The organism is Acinetobacter suaedae, from assembly GCF_008630915.1.
GTDB lineage: Bacteria > Pseudomonadota > Gammaproteobacteria > Pseudomonadales > Moraxellaceae > Acinetobacter > Acinetobacter suaedae.
Genome location: NZ_CP043909.1, coordinates 1,665,253 through 1,683,961, shown reverse-complemented (window position 1 = coordinate 1,683,961; position 18,709 = coordinate 1,665,253). Strand labels below are relative to the sequence as shown.

Sequence of the window (18,709 nt, the reverse complement as noted above, 5' to 3'; positions counted from 1 at the left end):
AGTTTCCTTCTTTTTTGATCCTAAATACCCTTTAAGATCGCTATTTGTTTGCGTTATATCCTTTGCAGTTAATCGCACTGCATCGCATTTCTTGTTTTCAAGCACTAATATCCTGTTTCTTTTAGTTTTCACCTCCCATAAAAATGCTGGTATTTATAAGTTTCTACTTTTTAAAAGACAAAGGGATCTCACAGTGGTGATATAAACCACTGATAATTAACCATTTGGTAAAAAATAGATGCTAGGGTTAAGTTTGCGTACTCATCTTTATTCCTTCATAGATTTAGTCCATGCTTAGGATGCTTGTGCAGAAAACGCATGACGTTTCTTTTTCTGCGCGATCAATCCTTGATACATTAAAATTTGGCTATATGAAGACACATTCATAAAACCTGTGCGGTGAAGTAATTGCCGATAATCATCAAATGAAACAGTGAAAAAATCGCTTTCCATTCGTTTTAACATTTTCTGACATTGCACTTCAGTCAACCCTTGTGCCAAACATATATGTCGTAGTGCTTGAAGTTGCTGAAGGTCTGCACAGGTCATCAAATCGTAGGTCAGTAATATGCCGTTTTCTTTTAATTGATCATGGATCTCTGTAAAAAAAACAGGCTTATTTTCATCAGCAATAAAATGCGCCACTAAAATTGTCAGTGCTGCATCAAAACAAATTTGATCAGGTAAATGTGAAGTGTCACCATGCACAAATTCAACTTGTGCGCACTTATTCAATTGATTGACTCTCGCCTGTGCTTTCTCAAGCATGGCTAAGGAAGGATCAAGCGCTGTAAATTTCCAGCCTGGATGTCTGTTTAGTAGATATTCCAGCTCATAGCCCGTCCCACATCCCACAATCAGGATATGAGCATCTGGTTTTAAGGTAGACTGTAAAATCGCATCTACTTGTTGATGAATGATTTCATATCCTGGTATTAATTTACGGATATGCTGATCGTATTCTTCAACCACTTTTGGACTGCTGAAATCTTTTGCCATGCGTCCTGATCCTTTGCCTTTGCAACTTTAAAATGCTGCTTTTTCTACTTGATGTAAAACATCATTTAGTCGAATACAGTCCCTGTTAGATTCAGTTCAGCGCGCATAATTTCCTGTAACTTAAACTTCTGGGCCTTACCTGATGCGGTCATAGGAAATTCATTAAAGAATTTGACATAACGAGGCACTTTATTATGTGAGATATGCTCTTTACAGAAATTACGGATACTTTCTTCATTGGTCTGGTGGTGTTCATGCAAAATAATGCAGGCGCATAGCTCCTCACCATAACGTGTATCAGGTAGACCAATCACTTGTACATCACAGATAGCAGGATGGGTGTACAAGAAGTCTTCTATTTCTTTTGGAAATAGATTTTCACCACCGCGAATCACCACATCTTTGATACGACCTTTGATTTTGACGAAGCCCTCTGCATCCATCTCCGCAATATCACCAGTATGCATCCAGCCAGCGTTATCAATCACTTCACGAGTTTTTTCTTCTTCGCCCCAATATCCAGCCATCACAGAGTAACCTCGAACACATAGTTCACCTAATGTGCCTTGAGGAACAATTTGCCCTTCGAGATCAACAATTTTAATTTCTACATGAGGATGAACATGTCCAACCGTACTGACGCGTTTATCAATGGTGTCACTCACTGAGCTTTGTACACTTACAGGTGAAGTCTCAGTCATGCCATAACAAATCGTAATTTCTGACATATGCATGCGATCAATCACACGCTGCATAATTTCACGTGGGCATGGGCTTCCCGCCATGATCCCTGTGCGTAAACTGGAGAGATCAAACTCGTTAAACTGTTCATGCTCTAAGATGGCGATGAACATGGTTGGTACGCCGTATGCTGCTGTACAACGTTCATTGTGAATCGCTTTGAGTGTTTCAAGTGGATTAAACACTGCTGATGGATACACCATGGTAGAACCATGTGTGATACAGGCTAGATTGCCCATCACCATACCGAAACAGTGGAATAAAGGTACTGAGATGCACACTTTATCTTGTGGCGTTAAGCGAATACCCTCTCCTACAAAATAACCATTATTCAAAATGTTATGATGGGTGAGCATCGTGCCTTTCGGATTACCGGTCGTACCTGATGTAAATTGGATATTAATGGTTTCATCAAACTGCAACTGTTGCGTTGCTAACTGTAATTGATCGAGTTGTTGTTGTGTTGGGGGGACGACCAGATCACTAAAACGATGAATACCTGTATGCTGTTTTTCATCAATTTTGATCACAAACTTTAAGAAAGGCAGACGTTCTGAATGGATTTGTTTATTGGTACAGAAATCAATTTCAGGTGCTATGCGTGTCAGAAGCTCTTGATAATCTGTGGTTTTAAATTGCGATGCGATAATCAATCCTTTGCAAGAAACTTTATTTAACACATATTCGAGTTCATGGCTTTTATAGGCTGGATTTAGATTGACTAAAATAATCCCTGCTTTAAATGCTGCAAACTGAGTGACTGTCCATTCGACACAGTTCGGTGACCAAATACCGAGTCGATCGCCTTTTTTCAAACCAAGCTGAAGCAAGCTACAAGCAAAAGCATTTACTTCATCTTGCAACTCTTTGTAGCTTAATCGTCTATTCTGATGTGAACTTACGATTGCTTCTCGCTCAGCGTATTGCTGGCATGCTTGGTCGAATTTTTCTCCAATCGTCATCCCAATTAAAGGCTGCGAACTTGGTCCAGAGGCGTAGCTTAACCGTACGTGTTGCATTGAATCATTCTCCTTGATTCTTTCTAATTCTCATCTTAACTGGTCTAATTGTTGTTACTGCAACTACTCTTCAAACCGCCTATTCCATGATGTTAATCGCCGTACACGTGCTATTTTTTCCGTACTGCATCCACACAAAAATCAGCTATCTGTTTTGAAAAATAGTCTTTGTGTTGCTGGTCGAACTTCGTATTTTGAGCAGGGTCTAAAGGCTCAACTACAACGTAAGTCATTGCACCAACTACACAGAGTGCTGTGGTATTTAGATCTTCCAGATCGAACTCACCACTTGCCTTTCCATCTGCGAGTATTTTAATCACGCTCTGTTTAATCAATTGCTTCACACGAAAACGCTCATGTTCTACCAATGAATCAACTGGCTCAAACATGAGTGAATATGCAAGCTGAGGACTGTTTAACGCCCGTTTTACAAATGTTGCTACTGCTTTGTGCAACTTATGTTCTGCTGGCAAATCACTGTCTGTAATCGCATCAATCACCAAAAGCTCGGTATTGATTGCTTCAGATAAGACTTCGATCAGCACCTGACTCTTATTGTCAAAGTAGCGATAAACCAATCCACTCGAAACGCCTGCTTGCTCCGCAATCGTTTGAATTTGTGCGTCTTTAAACCCTCCTTCCGAGATTAACTTTCTGGCAGAACTTAAAATCGATTTACGATTTTGTTCCATCCGTTCTTGCATTAAAGATGATCGTTTGTAGCTCATAAATTTTATTCTCTAACAAATAAAGTGAATTGTAAATCATTTTATGAATCTCTATTCACTTTTTTAAAAAATCATTGTATGGTAATTCACAAGCACCTACAACAATGCTTATGGAACAACAAATATAACCAATGGGATGTATACAATGAACCTACGTAGCTTGAATTTTGGTCTGGATGAAACACTCGTTGCACTTCAAGACTCAGTTGCCGCATTTTGTGCAAAGGAAATTGCACCAATTGCTCAGCAAGTTGATCAAGACAATAAATTCCCTGCTCATCTTTGGAAAAAGTTTGGCGATATGGGCTTACTAGGCTTAACAGTCTCAGAAGAATACGGTGGCACTAATCTCGGCTATCTTGCTCATATCATCGCGATGCAAGAAATTTCGCGTGCTTCAGCGGCAATCGCTCTTTCTTACGGCGCACATTCTAACTTATGTATCAACCAAATTAACCGCAACGGGAATGAGCAACAAAAGCAGAAATATCTGCCTAAATTAATTTCTGGTGAATACGTCGGTGCCCTAGCGATGTCTGAACCGAATGCGGGTTCTGATGTGGTCAGTATGAAACTGCGTGCCGAGCAAAAAGGTGATCATTTTGTTTTAAATGGTTCAAAAATGTGGATTACCAATGGCGGTGATGCGGATGTCTTAGTGGTATACGCAAAAACTGATCCACAAGCAGGTGCAAAAGGCATGACCGCTTTTTTAATTGAAAAGGACATGAAAGGTTTTAGTCATGGCCATCACTTAGACAAACTTGGTATGCGCGGCTCAAATACCTATCCATTATTTTTTGACAATGTAGAAGTACCTGTTGAAAACGTGTTGGGTGGTGTCGGTAACGGCGCTAAAGTCCTGATGAGTGGCTTGGACTATGAGCGTGCAGTTTTAAGCGCAGGTCCACTAGGCATTATGGATGCCTGCATGGATGTTGTGATTCCGTATTTACATCAACGTGAACAATTTGGACAAGCTTTAGGTGAGTTCCAATTAATGCAAGGAAAACTTGCTGATATGTATTCAACTTGGCTGGCTTGTAAAGCGCTTGTATATGCGGTTGGTACAGCGTGTGATAAAGCAGATCATGACCGTAGCTTACGTAAAGATGCAGCCAGTGCCATTTTATATGCAGCAGAAAAAGCGACATGGATGGCGGGTGAAGCGATTCAAACTTTAGGTGGTAATGGCTATATCAACGAGTTCCCTACGGGTCGTTTATGGCGCGATGCAAAACTTTATGAAATTGGTGCAGGCACATCTGAAATTCGTCGTATGTTGATCGGACGTGAATTGTTTAATGAAACCAAATAATAACGATAAATCAGGATGCATCATATGAATCAATTACAAAGCAAAATTAATGTGCGAAGTGAAGACTTCAAAACAAACCAACAAGCTATGCAAAGTTTGGTCAATGATTTAACACAAGTTGCCCAGAATATCGCATTAGGTGGTGGAGAAAATGCACGTCAAAAGCATTTAGCGCGTGGAAAATTGCTTCCACGTGAACGTATAGATCAACTAATTGACGTTGGCACAGCTTTTTTAGAAATCGGACAACTTGCTGCGTATAAAGTTTATGAAGATGATATTCCTGCTGCTGGTGTGATTGCGGGTATTGGACAGGTTAATGGTGTGACATGCATGATCGTTGCCAATGATGCAACGGTCAAAGGTGGCACGTATTACCCACTTACGGTTAAAAAGCATTTACGTGCTCAAGAAATTGCTGAACAAAATCACTTACCTTGTATTTATCTTGTAGATTCAGGTGGTGCGTATTTACCTATGCAGGATCAGGTATTCCCTGATCGTGATCACTTCGGACGTATCTTCTACAATCAAGCACGTATGTCGAGCCAAGGTATTGCCCAAATTGCGGTCGTCATGGGTAGCTGTACCGCTGGTGGTGCTTATGTTCCTGCGATGTCAGATGAAACCATTATTGTGCGTAATCAAGGCACGATTTTCTTAGGTGGTCCTCCTTTGGTTAAAGCAGCAACAGGTGAAGTTGTAAGTAGCGAAGATTTGGGTGGTGGTGATGTACATACGCGTCTTTCAGGTGTTGCTGATCACCTCGCTGAAAATGATGAACATGCGATTGCGATTGCACGTAATATCGTTGCCAATTTGAATAAAAAACCAAGCGAACTCAATAAGCAGATTGATGAACCATTGTTTGATGCGAAAGAGTTGTATGGCGTAGTTCCTACAGATGCACGTAAGCCATTTGATGTGCGTGAAGTAATTGCACGTATTGTTGATGGTTCTCGTTTTGATGAGTTTAAAGCTCGTTTTGGCTCAACCTTGATCACAGGGTTTGCATCACTTTATGGGATGCCTGTCGGAATTATTGCCAATAATGGCATTCTATTTTCAGAGTCAGCTCAAAAAGGCGCACACTTTATTGAGCTATGTACCCAACGCAATATTCCCTTGTTATTTATTCAAAATATCACAGGTTTTATGGTAGGTCGCCAATACGAAAATGAAGGTATTGCCAAGCACGGTGCAAAACTGGTGATGGCGGTTGCAACAGCAAATGTTCCAAAACTTACACTCATCATTGGGGGGTCTTTTGGTGCAGGTAACTACGGTATGTGTGGACGTGCTTATTCTCCACGATTCTTATGGACTTGGCCAAACTCACGTATTTCTGTGATGGGTGGTGAGCAAGCAGCTAGCGTACTTTCGACTTTGAAGCGTGATCAGATCGAGCAAAAAGGCGCAGAATGGTCAGCACAAGAAGAAGATGAATTTAAGCAACCGATTCGTGATCAGTATGAACGTCAAGGGCATCCTTACTACGCTTCTGCTCGTTTGTGGGATGATGGTGTGATTGACCCAGCGCAAACGCGTCAAGTACTTGGTTTAAGTCTAGCCGCTGCAATGAATGCTCCAATTCAACCGACTAAATTTGGCGTGTTCCGCATGTAAGAGGTGTTTATGAGCTATCAATTTTTACAAGTGGAACAGCATGATCAAGTGGCATATGTGTGGCTGAATCGCCCTGAGTTACACAATGCTTTCAATACAACGGTGATTGAAGAATTGCATACTTGCTTTAAGCAAATTGCTACCCGTGACGATATTCGAGTTGTAGTTTTAGCAGGTCGTGGTAAAAGCTTTTCAGCAGGTGCAGATCTGAATTGGATGAAACAAGCGGGTCAAGCTTCTACAGAAGAAAATGAAGCCGATGCTTTAAAACTCGCACAGATGCTTGAAGCACTTGCAACCTTAAATCAGCCAACGATTGCACGTGTTCATGGTATTGCTTTTGGTGGTGGTATGGGTTTGGCATCTGCATGTGATATTTGCATTGCCAGTACCGATGCAAAGTTTGCAACCTCTGAAGTTCGACTAGGTCTTGCCCCTTCTACGATTAGTCCATATGTGATTCGTGCGATTGGCGCTAGACAAGCTTCACGCTATTTTTTAACTGCTGAACGTATCTCAGCGCACGAAGCAAAACAAATCGGTTTGGCACATGAAATTGCGGATGCAGAAGATTTAGATAAAAAAGTTCAAGAGATTATTGATGCATTATTGCTGGGTGGACCACATGCCCAAGCAGCATCTAAGCAACTGATTCAAATGGTCAGCAATCAAAGTATGAACGATGAATTACTTCGACAAACTGCTCAACACATTGCACAAGTCCGTCAAGGCAGTGAGGCAAAAGAAGGCTTAACTGCTTTCTTAAGTAAGCAAGCCCCTGCGTGGACTTCAAATTCTAATAACAACAATTAAGGATGATCAACATGTTTGAAAAGATTTTAATTGCGAACCGTGGCGAGATTGCTTGCCGTGTGATTCGTACTGCCAAAAAATTAGGTATTGCAACGGTTGCCGTTTATTCAGATGCAGACGCACATGCACAACACGTTAAACTTGCTGATGAAGCGATTTATATTGGTCAATCTCCTGCAACACAAAGTTATTTACAAACTGATCGTATTATTCAAGCGGCGATTGATACAGGAAGCCAAGCGATTCATCCTGGTTATGGTTTTCTTTCGGAAAACGATCAATTTGCCTTAGCTTGCCAACAGCATAATATTTGCTTCATTGGTCCTCCAGTCGATGCCATTTTAGCGATGGGCTTGAAAGCTACCTCTAAAGCTTTGATGGAAAAAGCAGGTGTACCTCTAACACCGGGCTATCACGGTACCAATCAAGATGCTGAATTTTTAAAACAACAAGCAGATCGTATTGGCTATCCCGTATTGATTAAAGCAAGTGCTGGCGGTGGTGGTAAAGGCATGAGTCTAGTGGAACGTAGCGAAGATTTCCTACATTCTCTTGCGTCATGTAAACGCGAAGCCAAATCGAGTTTTGGTAATGATGATGTACTGATTGAACGTTATGTGATTCAACCACGTCATATCGAAGTACAGGTATTTGGCGACACACATGGTAACTATGTACATTTATTTGAACGGGATTGTTCTGTTCAACGTCGTCATCAAAAAGTATTAGAGGAAGCCCCTGCTCCACAAATGCCAAGCGAAAAGCTCGATGCGATGCGTCAAGCTGCAATCGATGCTGCGCGTGCGGTAAATTATGTCGGTGCAGGTACGGTTGAGTTTATTGTTGAACAAGACGGTACGGCGTATTTCATGGAAATGAACACACGCTTACAAGTCGAACATCCTGTGACTGAAATGATTACAGGTGAAGATTTAGTTGAATGGCAATTACGTGTTGCGTATGGTGAGCCTTTACCAAAATTACAACATGAATTACAAATTCATGGGCATGCGCTCGAAGCACGTATTTATGCCGAAGAACCAGAAAAAGGCTTTTTACCTGCAATCGGTAAAATTGATTATCTACGCTATCCAACGCAAAACCAATATGTGCGTGTAGATAGTGGCATTGTTGAAGGTGATGAAATTACCACTTTCTATGACCCAATGATTGCCAAATTGATCGTATGGGGTAAAAACCGTGAAGCTGCTTTGATTCAAATGCAACACGCGCTTAGTCAATTCCATGTCGATGGTTTAGGCAATAACATTGCCTTTTTGGAAAAAATCGTACGTTGTGATTCGTTCAAACAAGCAAAATTGGATACGAATCTAATCCAACGTGAAGAACAATTTTTGTTTAGTCCAGCGAATATAAAACCTGAGTTTGTTGTTGCGACTGCATTTATTGAATTTCTAAGCCAAATGCAAAATAACCAATCAACTCAAAAGCAACTGTGGTTGGCGCAACCCTTATGGCGTAGTAATGTCTCTTATCAGCACAGTATTAAATTGAATTATTTAAACCAAAATATTCAAATTAAGTTTTCTGCTGCTGAACAAGGGTTTAACGCAGAATTTAATGGTCAGCAGTATCACATCACAGGTCAATTGACTGATCAGCATAGTGCTAATATTCAAATTGGTGGAATTCAGCAAAAACTCGCCTTTAACCGAGGTGTGCAAGGCATTACCCTGTTCAACGCTGGACAAAGTTATAAGTTTAGTTACTTACGTCAGGATTATAATCAAACTGATGGTCAATCTGAGCAAGGACATCTCAAAGCACCGATGCCAGGCGTGGTGACACAATTACTTGTGGGCGCAAATCACACTGTGAAGAAAGATGATGTGCTTTTGACGCTTGAAGCGATGAAAATGGAATATACCATTCGTGCTCCAAAAGATGGTGTCATTTTAGATGCCTATTTCCAAGTGGGTGATCAAGTTAAAGCGGGTGATGAGCTTGTCGACTTCCAAGCTGCTGAGGAGGAAGTTGCATGAGTGACTATGTAAAGATTGTAGAAGTTGGGCCTCGTGATGGTTTGCAAAACGAGAAACAAGCTTTAAGCATTGAACAACGCTTGAGTTTTATCAATGATTTAATTGACGCAGGTTTGAAGTCTATTGAAGTGGGTTCATGTGTATCAGCCAAATGGGTACCACAAATGGCGCAGAGCGATGAGTTATTTAAATTGTTGCCACAACGCGATGAGTTAAATTTGAGCTTGCTCACGCCTAATCTTAAAGGCTTTGAAGCTGCCTTAGCAGTTGGATGTAAAGAGATTGCGGTTTTTACCGCAGCTTCTGAAAGTTTTACCCGAAAGAATATCAACTGCTCGATCGATGAAAGCTTAGAGCGATTCTCAGAGATTTTCCAAGCGGCGCAGGCAAATAATGTTCGTGTACGTGGTTATGTTTCCTGTATGGTGGACTGTCCTTACGAAGGTGCAATCGATCCCAAACAAGTCGTGAATGTCGTCAAACGGCTGTATGACATGGGGTGCTATGAAATTTCATTGGGTGAAACCATTGGGACAGCAACACCAGATCGAGTGCAGAAAGTTTGGCAAGCATGCTTAGCAGAGTTGGACAGCAAGATTTTGGCTGGACATTTTCATAATACCTATGGCATGGCAATCGCGAATATCTATCAATCCTTACAGCAAGGTATTCGAGTCTTTGATTCTTCGCTTGCTGGACTGGGTGGTTGTCCTTATGCCAAAGGTTCATCAGGGAATGTTGCAACAGAGGATTTATATTATTTACTGTCTCACATTGGATATGAAACAGGCATTCATCTCGAAAAATTGATGTTGGCTAGCCAAAATATCAATCAGACATTGAACCGAAAAAACTTATCAAATTATGCAAATACCTATCTCCAGCAGTCATGCGCATAAATAAATTCACTGATCCTAAATGCTCCCAAATTTGGTTTGAAGGAGCATTTAAAATTATTATTGTAGATGATTTATTACAGTTATTTTGTTTTTTAAAATGTCCTATTCACGATGGGTTAATTGATAAAAATAAGAAGTATCCTGTTCTATTTTTGGTGCGATATATTGCTCTACCCAATTTAACCATGCACGTGTTTTCGCATCGATAAAGTGCCGTGAAGGCAATAAGGTATAAACACCAATATCCGGAGAGCGCCAAGCTGGCAAAATGTGACATAAATGTCCAGCCCGAACCGCATCAATTACAGCAAACATAGGCAATAGTGCAATTCCCATATCTTGTTGCACCATATCTAACAAGAGTTCAGGTGTATCTGCGATTAACTGTCCTGAAATATCAATTTGATAGGAACAGCTATTTTCACCGACGAGGTGCCATTGTGGTGTGATAGATGGATTCACCAAACGCAAACACGCATGATCATGTAGCTCATCTGGTGACTGAGGAATACCATGTTTTTGTAAGTAAGTAGGTGAAGCGCATAAAACAGAAAAAATGCTACCGATTCGACGAGAAACAAATCTTGAATCAGTCAAAGACTCTGTTAAATACAAACTAACATCAATCCCTTTGGCTAAAAGATCTGGGGCATTTTGCGATGTGCGATATTCAACCGTGAGATCTGGATAAGTTTGGCAGAATTCCGCCATTACAGGTGCAACATAATAATGTCCAAAACTGGCCATACTCTGGATACGTAATCGACCTTTGGGTTTTGCAGCAGTCCCTGTTGCCTCTGCTTCTGCCTCTTCTATGATTGAAAGTACTTGACGACAGCGTTCCGCATAGGTTGCACCAATATCGGTCAATGCATGCTGTCGAGTTGAACGTTGCAACAACTTTACACCCAAACGCGTTTCTAATTCGCTAATCAGACGTGACACCTGTGCTGTGGTCAAATCCATCTGTTCTGCTGCTGCCGTAAAACTTCCACTGTCAATCACTTTCAGGAAAGCATGCATGGCATGTAACAGTCCACCCTCGTGATTTTTGCGCATAACGTAAATATCTTTTCCTAAATTACGCATTGTTGCACCAGTTTAGATCATCCACAATGGTAAATATGTACATACATTGAGCCAGCCCTCTGTTTTAGACGCTAAGCCCATTTTAATTTTTTGTATGTCAATTGCTCCAAACTTCAACTCGGATGTTGAGAAAAGAAAGTCGCACGAACGACCACAATACTAAGGAGACATAAATGAATATAGCGACAAAATTTACTCCAAGAATGATCGCTACAAAGGATGTATCACTTGACGATAAATATATAAGTGATGACGGTACTGCATATATGACGGGAATACAGGCATTGGTTCGTTTACCACTCGCCCAAACACGTCGGGATACTTTACAAGGTTATCAAACTGCAGGTTTTATTTCAGGTTATCGCGGTTCACCTGTAGGTAATTACGATAGTTTCCTTTGGCAAATCGATGGATTGCTTAAAGACCATCATGTGGTCTTTCAACCCGGAGTAAATGAAGATCTAGCTGCAACCGCAATTTGGGGTACACAACAGGCTAACCTTGCTGGACAAGGTAAATATGATGGTGTGACCTCTTGGTGGTATGGCAAAGGTCCTGGTGTCGATCGTTCTGGTGATGTACTTCGCCATGCCAATCTCGCAGGTACAGCCGAGCATGGCGGTGTTGTTGCCTTATTTGGTGATGATCATTCCTGTAAATCTTCGACAGTTCCACATCAATCAGAACATGTCATGATTGGCTGCGGGATTCCAATTTTCTATCCAACATCGGTGCAACATATTTTAGATCTTGGCGTACATGCCGTTGCCATGTCTCGTTTTGCAGGTGTTTGGACCTCAATGAAATTGGTCAGTGAAATTGTTGAAACATCTGCGTCAGTCAAGGTCAGCCTAGACCGTGTAACCCCCATTATTCCAGAAGATGTCGAATTTCCTGAGGGTGGTGTCAATATCCGTTGGCCAGATCATGGTATCCAACAAGAAGAACGACTGTATAAATATCGCCTACCTGCTGTTTTGGCCTATGCACGTGCCAATAAATTGAACCGTGTGACTTTGCCATGTGAAAATGCTCGGATTGGTATCGCTGCTAGTGGCAAAGCCTATTTAGATACCATTGAGGCATTACGTATATTAGGAATTGAAGGTGAAACAGCTGAACAACTCGGATTACGTGTTTATCAAGTTGAATTGATTTGGCCCTTAGAACCTCAAGGTATCCGCGAATTTGCACAAGGCTTACAAGAGCTAATCGTTGTTGAAGAAAAACGACCGATCCTTGAAGCACAGATCAAAGATGAACTCTATTCCCTCCCAGATGGTCAACGTCCTCGAGTCATTGGTAAAGCCTGTGATGGCAAAGGTGAATGGAGTACCTCAGTTGAAGAAGCGCCACTCATTGGACATTATGAATTCCAGCCTGAACCGATTGCTAAAATGCTTGCAACTCGATTCTTAGGTCTTGATTTACCAGAAGCGTTAAGAACACAAATTCAAAATAAAGCAGACTTATTACTTAAAGCAGAACAAGCGTCTCACGGTGTAACTGATCTCGCAGAGCGCAAACCTTATTTTTGTAGCGGTTGCCCACACAACACCTCAACCGTCCTTCCTGAAGGAAGTCGTGCGCTTGGTGGTATTGGTTGCCACTATATTGCGGTTTCACTTGATCGCGGCACAGAAACCTTCTCTCAGATGGGCGGTGAAGGTGTGAGTTGGGTTGGTGCATCCCCTTTCACCAATGAAAAACATATCTTTGCAAATCTTGGTGATGGGACCTACTTCCATTCAGGTTATCTTGCCATTCGCCAAGCGATCGCCGCTAAAGTGAATATTACTTACAAAATCCTTTATAACGATGCGGTTGCCATGACAGGTGGACAACATGTCGATGGTCACTTGAGTGTCGCTCAATTAACCCGACAGTTAGCAGCGGAAGGGATAAAAAAACAAGTCATTGTGACAGATGAACCGGAATTGATTCATGCGGAAGAAGGAATTGCAGCAAATGTAGAAATTCATCATCGAAATGAATTGGATGCGATTCAACGTCAATTACGCGAAACGTCAGGTGTTACTGCTTTAATTTACGTACAAACTTGTGCCAGCGAAAAACGTCGTCGTCGCAAACGTGATGCCTATCCTGATCCAGCAGAACGTATCTATATCAATACCGATATATGTGAAAGCTGTGGTGATTGTTCTAAAAAATCGAATTGTTTATCCATTGAAACTGTAGAAACTGCATTAGGACCAAAACGCCAAATCAATCAAAGCACGTGTAATAAAGATTTTTCTTGTGTAGAAGGCTTCTGTCCAAGTTTTGTCACGGTACATACCCGTGATATGAAGCGCCCTGAAAAATTTGAAGGTATTGCTGCTGGTTGGCCTGAAACACCAATCATTCCAGTGCTTGATGATGTGCCAAATCGTATTATGGTAGGTGGTGTTGGTGGTACAGGTGTAGTGACGATTGGTGCCCTACTCGGTATGGCAGCACATCTTGAAGGTAAAGCAACACGTGTGATGGATATGGCTGGACTGGCTCAAAAAGGCGGTACGGTTTATTCCTATATCCAAGTCGCAAATTCAGATGAGCATATTTCTTCAACCAAGATTCCAGCGGGTCAATGTGATCTTTTAATCGGTGCAGATGCCGTGGTTGCTGGTAGTGGGGCTGCACTTTCTCGCTTAAAAGAAAATGCGGTGGTGATCGTGAATGAAGATGCTTCACCGACATCAGACTTTATTGACTCTCGTGACTGGTATGCGCCTATCAGTGACTTAGTTGATCGACTACGTGGACGTACCCGCAAAGGCACACTAGTATCACTATCTGCGACACGTATCGCAACTTTAGTACTGGGCGATGCAATCTTTACCAATCAACTATTACTTGGTATGGCATGGCAATCAGGTCGTATACCGCTATTACGTCAAAGCATTGAAAAAGCGATTCAACTCAATGGCACTGCCGTAGAAAAGAATCTAGAAGCTTTCCGAATTGGGTGCCATCTTGCGAGTGATCCAAGTTTAGCGCCACGGTTGCTTACAGCCATGCAAAAAACTAAAAAGCCTGAAACTTTGGCTGAATTAATCGAGGATCGTTCAGCACGTTTAGTTGATTATTGGAATGAAGCCTATGCAATGAAATATCGTCGTTTAGTTGAACAAGCATCGAAAACATTACCAGAAGAATTGACTGCGACGATTGCCACACAACTGTATCGTGTGATGGCTTATAAAGATGAATATGAAGTCGCTCGTCTTTTAACCGGTAAAAAATTCAAAGAGTCGATTGAAACCCATTTTGGTAAAGGCTTACGCTTAACTTACCATCTTGCTCCACCGACTTTAGGTGCTGATCAAAATATTCGTAAGCGTGCTTTCGGATATTGGATTCGTTTTCCAATGATGTTGCTGGCTCGTTTGCAGTTGCTTCGGGAAACCTTCCTCGATCCATTTGCACGTCATGAAGAACGCAGACGTGAACAGGCTTGGCGTGATCGTTATATCGCATTTGTTGAAGCATTGATTGCATCACCTGAACAGTATGACTTAACTGTCGCTGAGGAAATTGCTCAGTTACCTGTAGAAGTACGTGGCTTTGGTCATATCAAAGCACAAGCCATGCAAACAGCGATGCAACGTTGGGATGAGTTAGCTGTAAATCTAAAAAAACAGCATGCTTCATAATCTTCAAGTTTTAAGTTAGACATTATCCCGTAAACAATACGGGATAATGTCTGTTGAGGACGTGAATCTTTCGAGGAAGTAACGATCAATAACCTTTAGATGGATCGACCAGATTGAGTAAATTCTGTCCCTCTCTAACCCGTCTGTCATTTTCAAGTATCTGCTCAACAACAATAGACCATGGTGCATGAGAAGCAACATGGGGTGTAACCAGAATTTTATCATGTTGCCAAAGTGCACTATCAATAGCTAAAGGTTCATGGTTGAATACATCCAAAATTGCGCCACGTAAACGTCCTGAATCTAGACAATCGATTAAATCCTGCTCGACCAGATGTTGACCACGACCACAATTAATCACACATGCTCGTTCTGGCAATTGACCAAATAAGTCCTGAGATAAAATCCCCTGATTGCTTTCCGTAAGGGGTAATAAGTTAATCAAGATTTCTGCCTGACTGAGGAAAGCACCAAAGTCTGAGTCGCCAGCAAAACACTGAACATTCTCGAGGGTCTTAAGACTACGTGACCAACCAGATACTTGATAACCTAATGCAGCAAATCGTTGACTAATATATCCTCCCATTTGCCCCAGCCCCATAATTCCGATTTTTATTTCCGTTGTACTGCGTTGAGGATACTGCCGCCATCGTTGTTGTTTTTTCTGTTCGAAGGCCTGATCAAAAAAGCGCTGATAATAGAGGACGCCCCATTGTAAATAATCAAACATTCCTTGTTGGTGAAGTTGATCCACCACACGACAAACTTGGTAACGATGACCTATTCTTTTTAGATTAAGGTGTTCAACTCCAGCCGCCATGGAGTGAATCAATTTAAGTTGAGGCAAAGTTTCAAGATAATCTAGATCAGGGAACCAAGAAACAGCAGTCGTGGCATATTGTGCCGCCTCGCTCTGTGCTAAACAATATGAATCCTCAGGTGCGTATTTTGCAAAGGCATCTTCTAACCATTTTTGAACTTTTGGAACAGTGGTTGCAATCACAATCATGAGCAATATTCCTCACGTTGCTGTTCAATTAAAGACAAGGCTGCCTGCCATGCATTTAGAATAATTTGCTCAATCGCTTTAGACTCGAACTGTTTGGCAGTATGCAAGCAAACAGCTTCTGAGGGGTAATTTAATTCACCTCCACCTGTAAGTGCTTTGATTTGTGCCTGACAAGCACGTTCAAGGAAATAAATCTCATGAAAAGCGCGTTGAATACTGTCTCCTACAGCAAGCAAACCATGATTTCTCAAAATCATGACCCGATTATTAGCCATGTCTTGAACCAAGCGGTTTCTTTCCTCGGTCAGTAACGCAACTCCTTCATAATCGTGATAGCTTACTTTGTTATAAAATTTTAATGCGTGCTGAGATATCGGTAATAAACCGTGCTTTTGTGCTGAAACGGCGATCCCATCTGCGGTATGAGTATGAATGACACAATGCACATCTGAACGTGCTGCATGCAAGGCAGAATGAATAACAAATCCCGCAACGTTGACCTGTTTACCAGCATCATATTCTTCAACAATTTGGCCTTCCTCATCAATTTTGACCAAATCAGATGCCCGCATCTTTTCAAAAGGAATACCGTAATGGTTAATTAGAAAATGACCTTTTTCGTTAGGTACTCGTAAGCTAATATGTGTATCGATTAAATCAGTCATCCGATAATAAGCAATTAACCGATATAAAGCTGCTAATTGACAACGTGCTTCCCATTCTGTTGCCGACACCACATTTCTTAAACTCATTTTATATCCCTACTTATTCGTTATTTTCCAAAATTGCGCTCAGCCTGAAAGAAACAAGGCAAACGAGGTTTGCCTTGTTTCTCAGTCAGTTCACAGTCATTGAGGGTCGCTAGGCATCAGAAAGCAAAAGCATCTTCTTCCAGTTCCATCACAGATTCGGCACCTGTTTCAATCGCTGCAGCATGTGCTTCGGTACGGTGCAAAAGCTTTTGATAGAAGAATTTGGCTGTACTTAACTTGGCCTTATAGAATTTATCTTCTTGTGTTCCTGCTGCCAGTTTTTCGAGCGCAACCTGCGCCATACGTGCCCAAAGATAAGCAAATACGGTATAGCTTGAGAAGTAGAGATAATCTACAGAAGCAGCACCAATTTCTTCTGGGTTTTGCTTGGCTCTTTTTGCAATATGGTTCGTGAGCGATAACCACTGTTGCTTGAGCTCAGACAGTCTATCCAAATATGGTTTCAAGTCAGCATTGTTTCGGTGATCCTGAATAAATTGCTCAATCAGGCCAATCATATTATTTAATAATTTACCTTCGGATTTAAGTACTTTTCGAGCCAGTAAGTCTAATGACTGAATTTCGGTCGTACCTTCGTACAAGGTTGATATACGTGCATCCCGAACGATTTGCTCCATACCATGTTCGACAATAAATCCATGTCCACCAAAGACTTGTACACCATGTTTAGCAGACTCATTGCCAGATTCAGTTAAAAATGCTTTTGCAATAGGGGTTAGAAATGCTAATAATTCTTCTGAATATGCTTGCTGGGTTGAATCAGTTGATTTCTCACCAATATCAACCTGCTCAGCAAGCAGGTAAGCCAATGCACGCCCGCCTTCAGAAAATGCTTTTTGGGTCATCAGCATTGAACGCACTGCTGGGTGAACAATGATAGGATCAGCATTTTTTTCTGGACATTTTGCACCAGAAAGAGAACGCATTGCCAAGCGATCTTTGGCGTAGTTCAATGCCCCCTGAAAAGCCATTTCAGAAGCGGCCAAACCTTGCATCGCCGTACCAATACGAGCAGAATTCATAAAGGTGAACATACAATTGAGTCCACGATTTTCTGGACCGATCAGATAGCCTTTTGCGCCGTCAAAATTCATGACACAGGTTGCATTACCGTGGATACCCATTTTATGCTCGATAGAGGTACACGCCACGTTATTTCGGTCCTGTAGATTTCCGGCATCGTCTACATTAAATTTTGGAACGATAAACAGCGAAATTCCTTTAGTACCTGATGGTGCGTTTGGTAACCGTGCAAGTACGATATGAATGATGTTTTCAGCAAGATCATGTTCCCCAGCAGAAATAAAAATCTTCTCACCTGTAATTGCATAACTTCCATCCGGATTTGGCTCAGCCTTCGTTCGGATAATACCGAGATCTGATCCAGCATGTGACTCGGTTAAACACATGGTGCCAGTCCAGACACCACTAACAAGATGAGGTAAGAATTTTTGTTTTTGTTGCTCGGTTCCATGATGCTCAATGGTTCGCATTGCACCATGTGCTAAGCCAGGATACATCGCCCATGCCCAGTTTGAACTACATAACATTTCCGAAATCACAATACGCAACAACGTCGGTAAACCCTGACCACCATATTCTGGACTTGCAGTCAATGAGGTAAAACCAAGATCTGTATATTTTTGATAAGCCTCTTTAAAACCAACAGGTGTTGTTACCGCTCCTTGATTAAAATGGCACCCTTCCTGATCACCACTATGATTAATCGGTGATAGCTCATTTTCACAAAAATCTGCCGCAGCCTCTAAATATTGGTCAATCAATTCACGACTTATGGTTTCCTGATAATCGGGTAGAGATTGATAATTTTTCTCTGTTTGCAACAGCTCATGTAAAACAAATTGCATATCACGTAATGGCGCTTTATATAAAGGCATTGTTTTTTCCTTTCATTTGTCGCATCTGTTTACTGACAGTAAAAGCAGATATAAGTTTTCCTTGAATGAACTTTTATTATTCCAGTCACCTAAAAATATCAAATAAATTTCATATTGCAAAATTTATTTTCATTATTA

The 18,709-nt window shown here is 41.4% G+C and carries 13 protein-coding genes; 6 read left to right on the top strand and 7 right to left on the bottom strand.

Annotated elements, in window-relative coordinates:
- Positions 1 to 294: 294 nt before the first annotated feature.
- From F2A31_RS07900 to F2A31_RS07890, 3 genes are all read right to left on the bottom strand, one after another.
- Positions 295 to 999 (bottom strand): class I SAM-dependent methyltransferase, encoded by a 705-nt coding sequence (locus tag F2A31_RS07900; protein ID WP_150025924.1) that lies wholly within the window; start codon positions 997 to 999, stop codon positions 295 to 297.
- A 65-nt stretch (positions 1,000 to 1,064) separates the two neighbouring features.
- Positions 1,065 to 2,759 (bottom strand): AMP-binding protein, encoded by a 1,695-nt coding sequence (locus tag F2A31_RS07895; protein WP_150025923.1) that lies wholly within the window; start codon positions 2,757 to 2,759, stop codon positions 1,065 to 1,067.
- A 110-nt stretch (positions 2,760 to 2,869) separates the two neighbouring features.
- A complete protein-coding gene (locus tag F2A31_RS07890; protein WP_005080687.1) occupies positions 2,870 to 3,487 on the bottom strand; it encodes a TetR/AcrR family transcriptional regulator in 618 nt (205 codons plus the stop codon).
- 145 nt (positions 3,488 to 3,632) lie between these two features.
- Between F2A31_RS07890 and F2A31_RS07885 the strand changes: the two genes are divergently transcribed.
- Genes F2A31_RS07885 through F2A31_RS07865 form a run of 5 tightly spaced genes read left to right on the top strand, consistent with a single transcriptional unit; the run spans position 3,633 to position 10,146 of the window.
- Complete coding sequence (locus F2A31_RS07885; RefSeq protein WP_150025922.1) at positions 3,633 to 4,805, top strand: isovaleryl-CoA dehydrogenase; 1,173 nt, start codon at positions 3,633 to 3,635, stop codon at positions 4,803 to 4,805.
- A 24-nt stretch (positions 4,806 to 4,829) separates the two neighbouring features.
- Positions 4,830 to 6,431 (top strand): carboxyl transferase domain-containing protein, encoded by a 1,602-nt coding sequence (locus F2A31_RS07880; protein WP_150025921.1) that lies wholly within the window; start codon positions 4,830 to 4,832, stop codon positions 6,429 to 6,431.
- Between the two features lie 9 nt (positions 6,432 to 6,440).
- Entirely contained in the window at positions 6,441 to 7,244 is an 804-nt protein-coding gene (locus F2A31_RS07875) for an enoyl-CoA hydratase/isomerase family protein (RefSeq protein ID WP_150025920.1), read from the top strand.
- An 11-nt stretch (positions 7,245 to 7,255) separates the two neighbouring features.
- Entirely contained in the window at positions 7,256 to 9,247 is a 1,992-nt protein-coding gene (locus F2A31_RS07870) for an acetyl/propionyl/methylcrotonyl-CoA carboxylase subunit alpha (RefSeq protein ID WP_150025919.1), read from the top strand.
- A complete protein-coding gene (locus F2A31_RS07865; RefSeq protein ID WP_150025918.1) occupies positions 9,244 to 10,146 on the top strand; it encodes a hydroxymethylglutaryl-CoA lyase in 903 nt (300 codons plus the stop codon). The genes F2A31_RS07870 and F2A31_RS07865 overlap by 4 nt, the downstream gene beginning before the upstream one ends.
- A gap of 102 nt (positions 10,147 to 10,248) precedes the next feature.
- On the opposite strand, the gene F2A31_RS07860 is transcribed toward F2A31_RS07865, so the two are convergent.
- Positions 10,249 to 11,205 carry a LysR family transcriptional regulator gene (locus F2A31_RS07860; RefSeq protein ID WP_026057247.1) on the bottom strand — a complete coding sequence of 319 codons (957 nt, stop codon included), beginning with the start codon at positions 11,203 to 11,205 and terminating at the stop codon, positions 10,249 to 10,251.
- Between the two features lie 203 nt (positions 11,206 to 11,408).
- Between F2A31_RS07860 and F2A31_RS07855 the strand changes: the two genes are divergently transcribed.
- Complete coding sequence (locus F2A31_RS07855; protein WP_150025917.1) at positions 11,409 to 14,891, top strand: indolepyruvate ferredoxin oxidoreductase family protein; 3,483 nt, start codon at positions 11,409 to 11,411, stop codon at positions 14,889 to 14,891.
- Positions 14,892 to 14,976: 85 nt separating this feature from the next.
- Here the strand turns inward: F2A31_RS07855 and F2A31_RS07850 are convergent, their stop codons facing one another.
- From F2A31_RS07850 to F2A31_RS07840, 3 genes are all read right to left on the bottom strand, one after another.
- A complete protein-coding gene (locus F2A31_RS07850) occupies positions 14,977 to 15,900 on the bottom strand; it encodes a 2-hydroxyacid dehydrogenase (RefSeq protein WP_150025916.1) in 924 nt (307 codons plus the stop codon).
- Positions 15,897 to 16,652, bottom strand: coding sequence for a class II aldolase/adducin family protein (locus tag F2A31_RS07845; protein WP_150025915.1), 756 nt, complete (start codon positions 16,650 to 16,652; stop codon positions 15,897 to 15,899). The genes F2A31_RS07850 and F2A31_RS07845 overlap by 4 nt, the downstream gene beginning before the upstream one ends.
- A 116-nt stretch (positions 16,653 to 16,768) precedes the next feature.
- Complete coding sequence (locus F2A31_RS07840; RefSeq protein ID WP_150025914.1) at positions 16,769 to 18,571, bottom strand: acyl-CoA dehydrogenase C-terminal domain-containing protein; 1,803 nt, start codon at positions 18,569 to 18,571, stop codon at positions 16,769 to 16,771.
- Positions 18,572 to 18,709: the final 138 nt, after the last annotated feature.

Coding starts and splice junctions, on each gene's coding strand:
- F2A31_RS07840 (WP_150025914.1), bottom strand. CDS start 18,571: ATGCCTTTATATAAAGCGCCATTACGTGATATGCAATTTGTTTTACAT.
- F2A31_RS07845 (WP_150025915.1), bottom strand. CDS start 16,652: ATGAGTTTAAGAAATGTGGTGTCGGCAACAGAATGGGAAGCACGTTGT.
- F2A31_RS07885 (WP_150025922.1), top strand. CDS start 3,633: ATGAACCTACGTAGCTTGAATTTTGGTCTGGATGAAACACTCGTTGCA.
- F2A31_RS07895 (WP_150025923.1), bottom strand. CDS start 2,759: ATGCAACACGTACGGTTAAGCTACGCCTCTGGACCAAGTTCGCAGCCT.
- F2A31_RS07890 (WP_005080687.1), bottom strand. CDS start 3,487: ATGAGCTACAAACGATCATCTTTAATGCAAGAACGGATGGAACAAAAT.
- F2A31_RS07880 (WP_150025921.1), top strand. CDS start 4,830: ATGAATCAATTACAAAGCAAAATTAATGTGCGAAGTGAAGACTTCAAA.
- F2A31_RS07900 (WP_150025924.1), bottom strand. CDS start 999: ATGGCAAAAGATTTCAGCAGTCCAAAAGTGGTTGAAGAATACGATCAG.
- F2A31_RS07865 (WP_150025918.1), top strand. CDS start 9,244: ATGAGTGACTATGTAAAGATTGTAGAAGTTGGGCCTCGTGATGGTTTG.
- F2A31_RS07855 (WP_150025917.1), top strand. CDS start 11,409: ATGAATATAGCGACAAAATTTACTCCAAGAATGATCGCTACAAAGGAT.
- F2A31_RS07870 (WP_150025919.1), top strand. CDS start 7,256: ATGTTTGAAAAGATTTTAATTGCGAACCGTGGCGAGATTGCTTGCCGT.
- F2A31_RS07850 (WP_150025916.1), bottom strand. CDS start 15,900: ATGATTGTGATTGCAACCACTGTTCCAAAAGTTCAAAAATGGTTAGAA.
- F2A31_RS07875 (WP_150025920.1), top strand. CDS start 6,441: ATGAGCTATCAATTTTTACAAGTGGAACAGCATGATCAAGTGGCATAT.
- F2A31_RS07860 (WP_026057247.1), bottom strand. CDS start 11,205: ATGCGCAAAAATCACGAGGGTGGACTGTTACATGCCATGCATGCTTTC.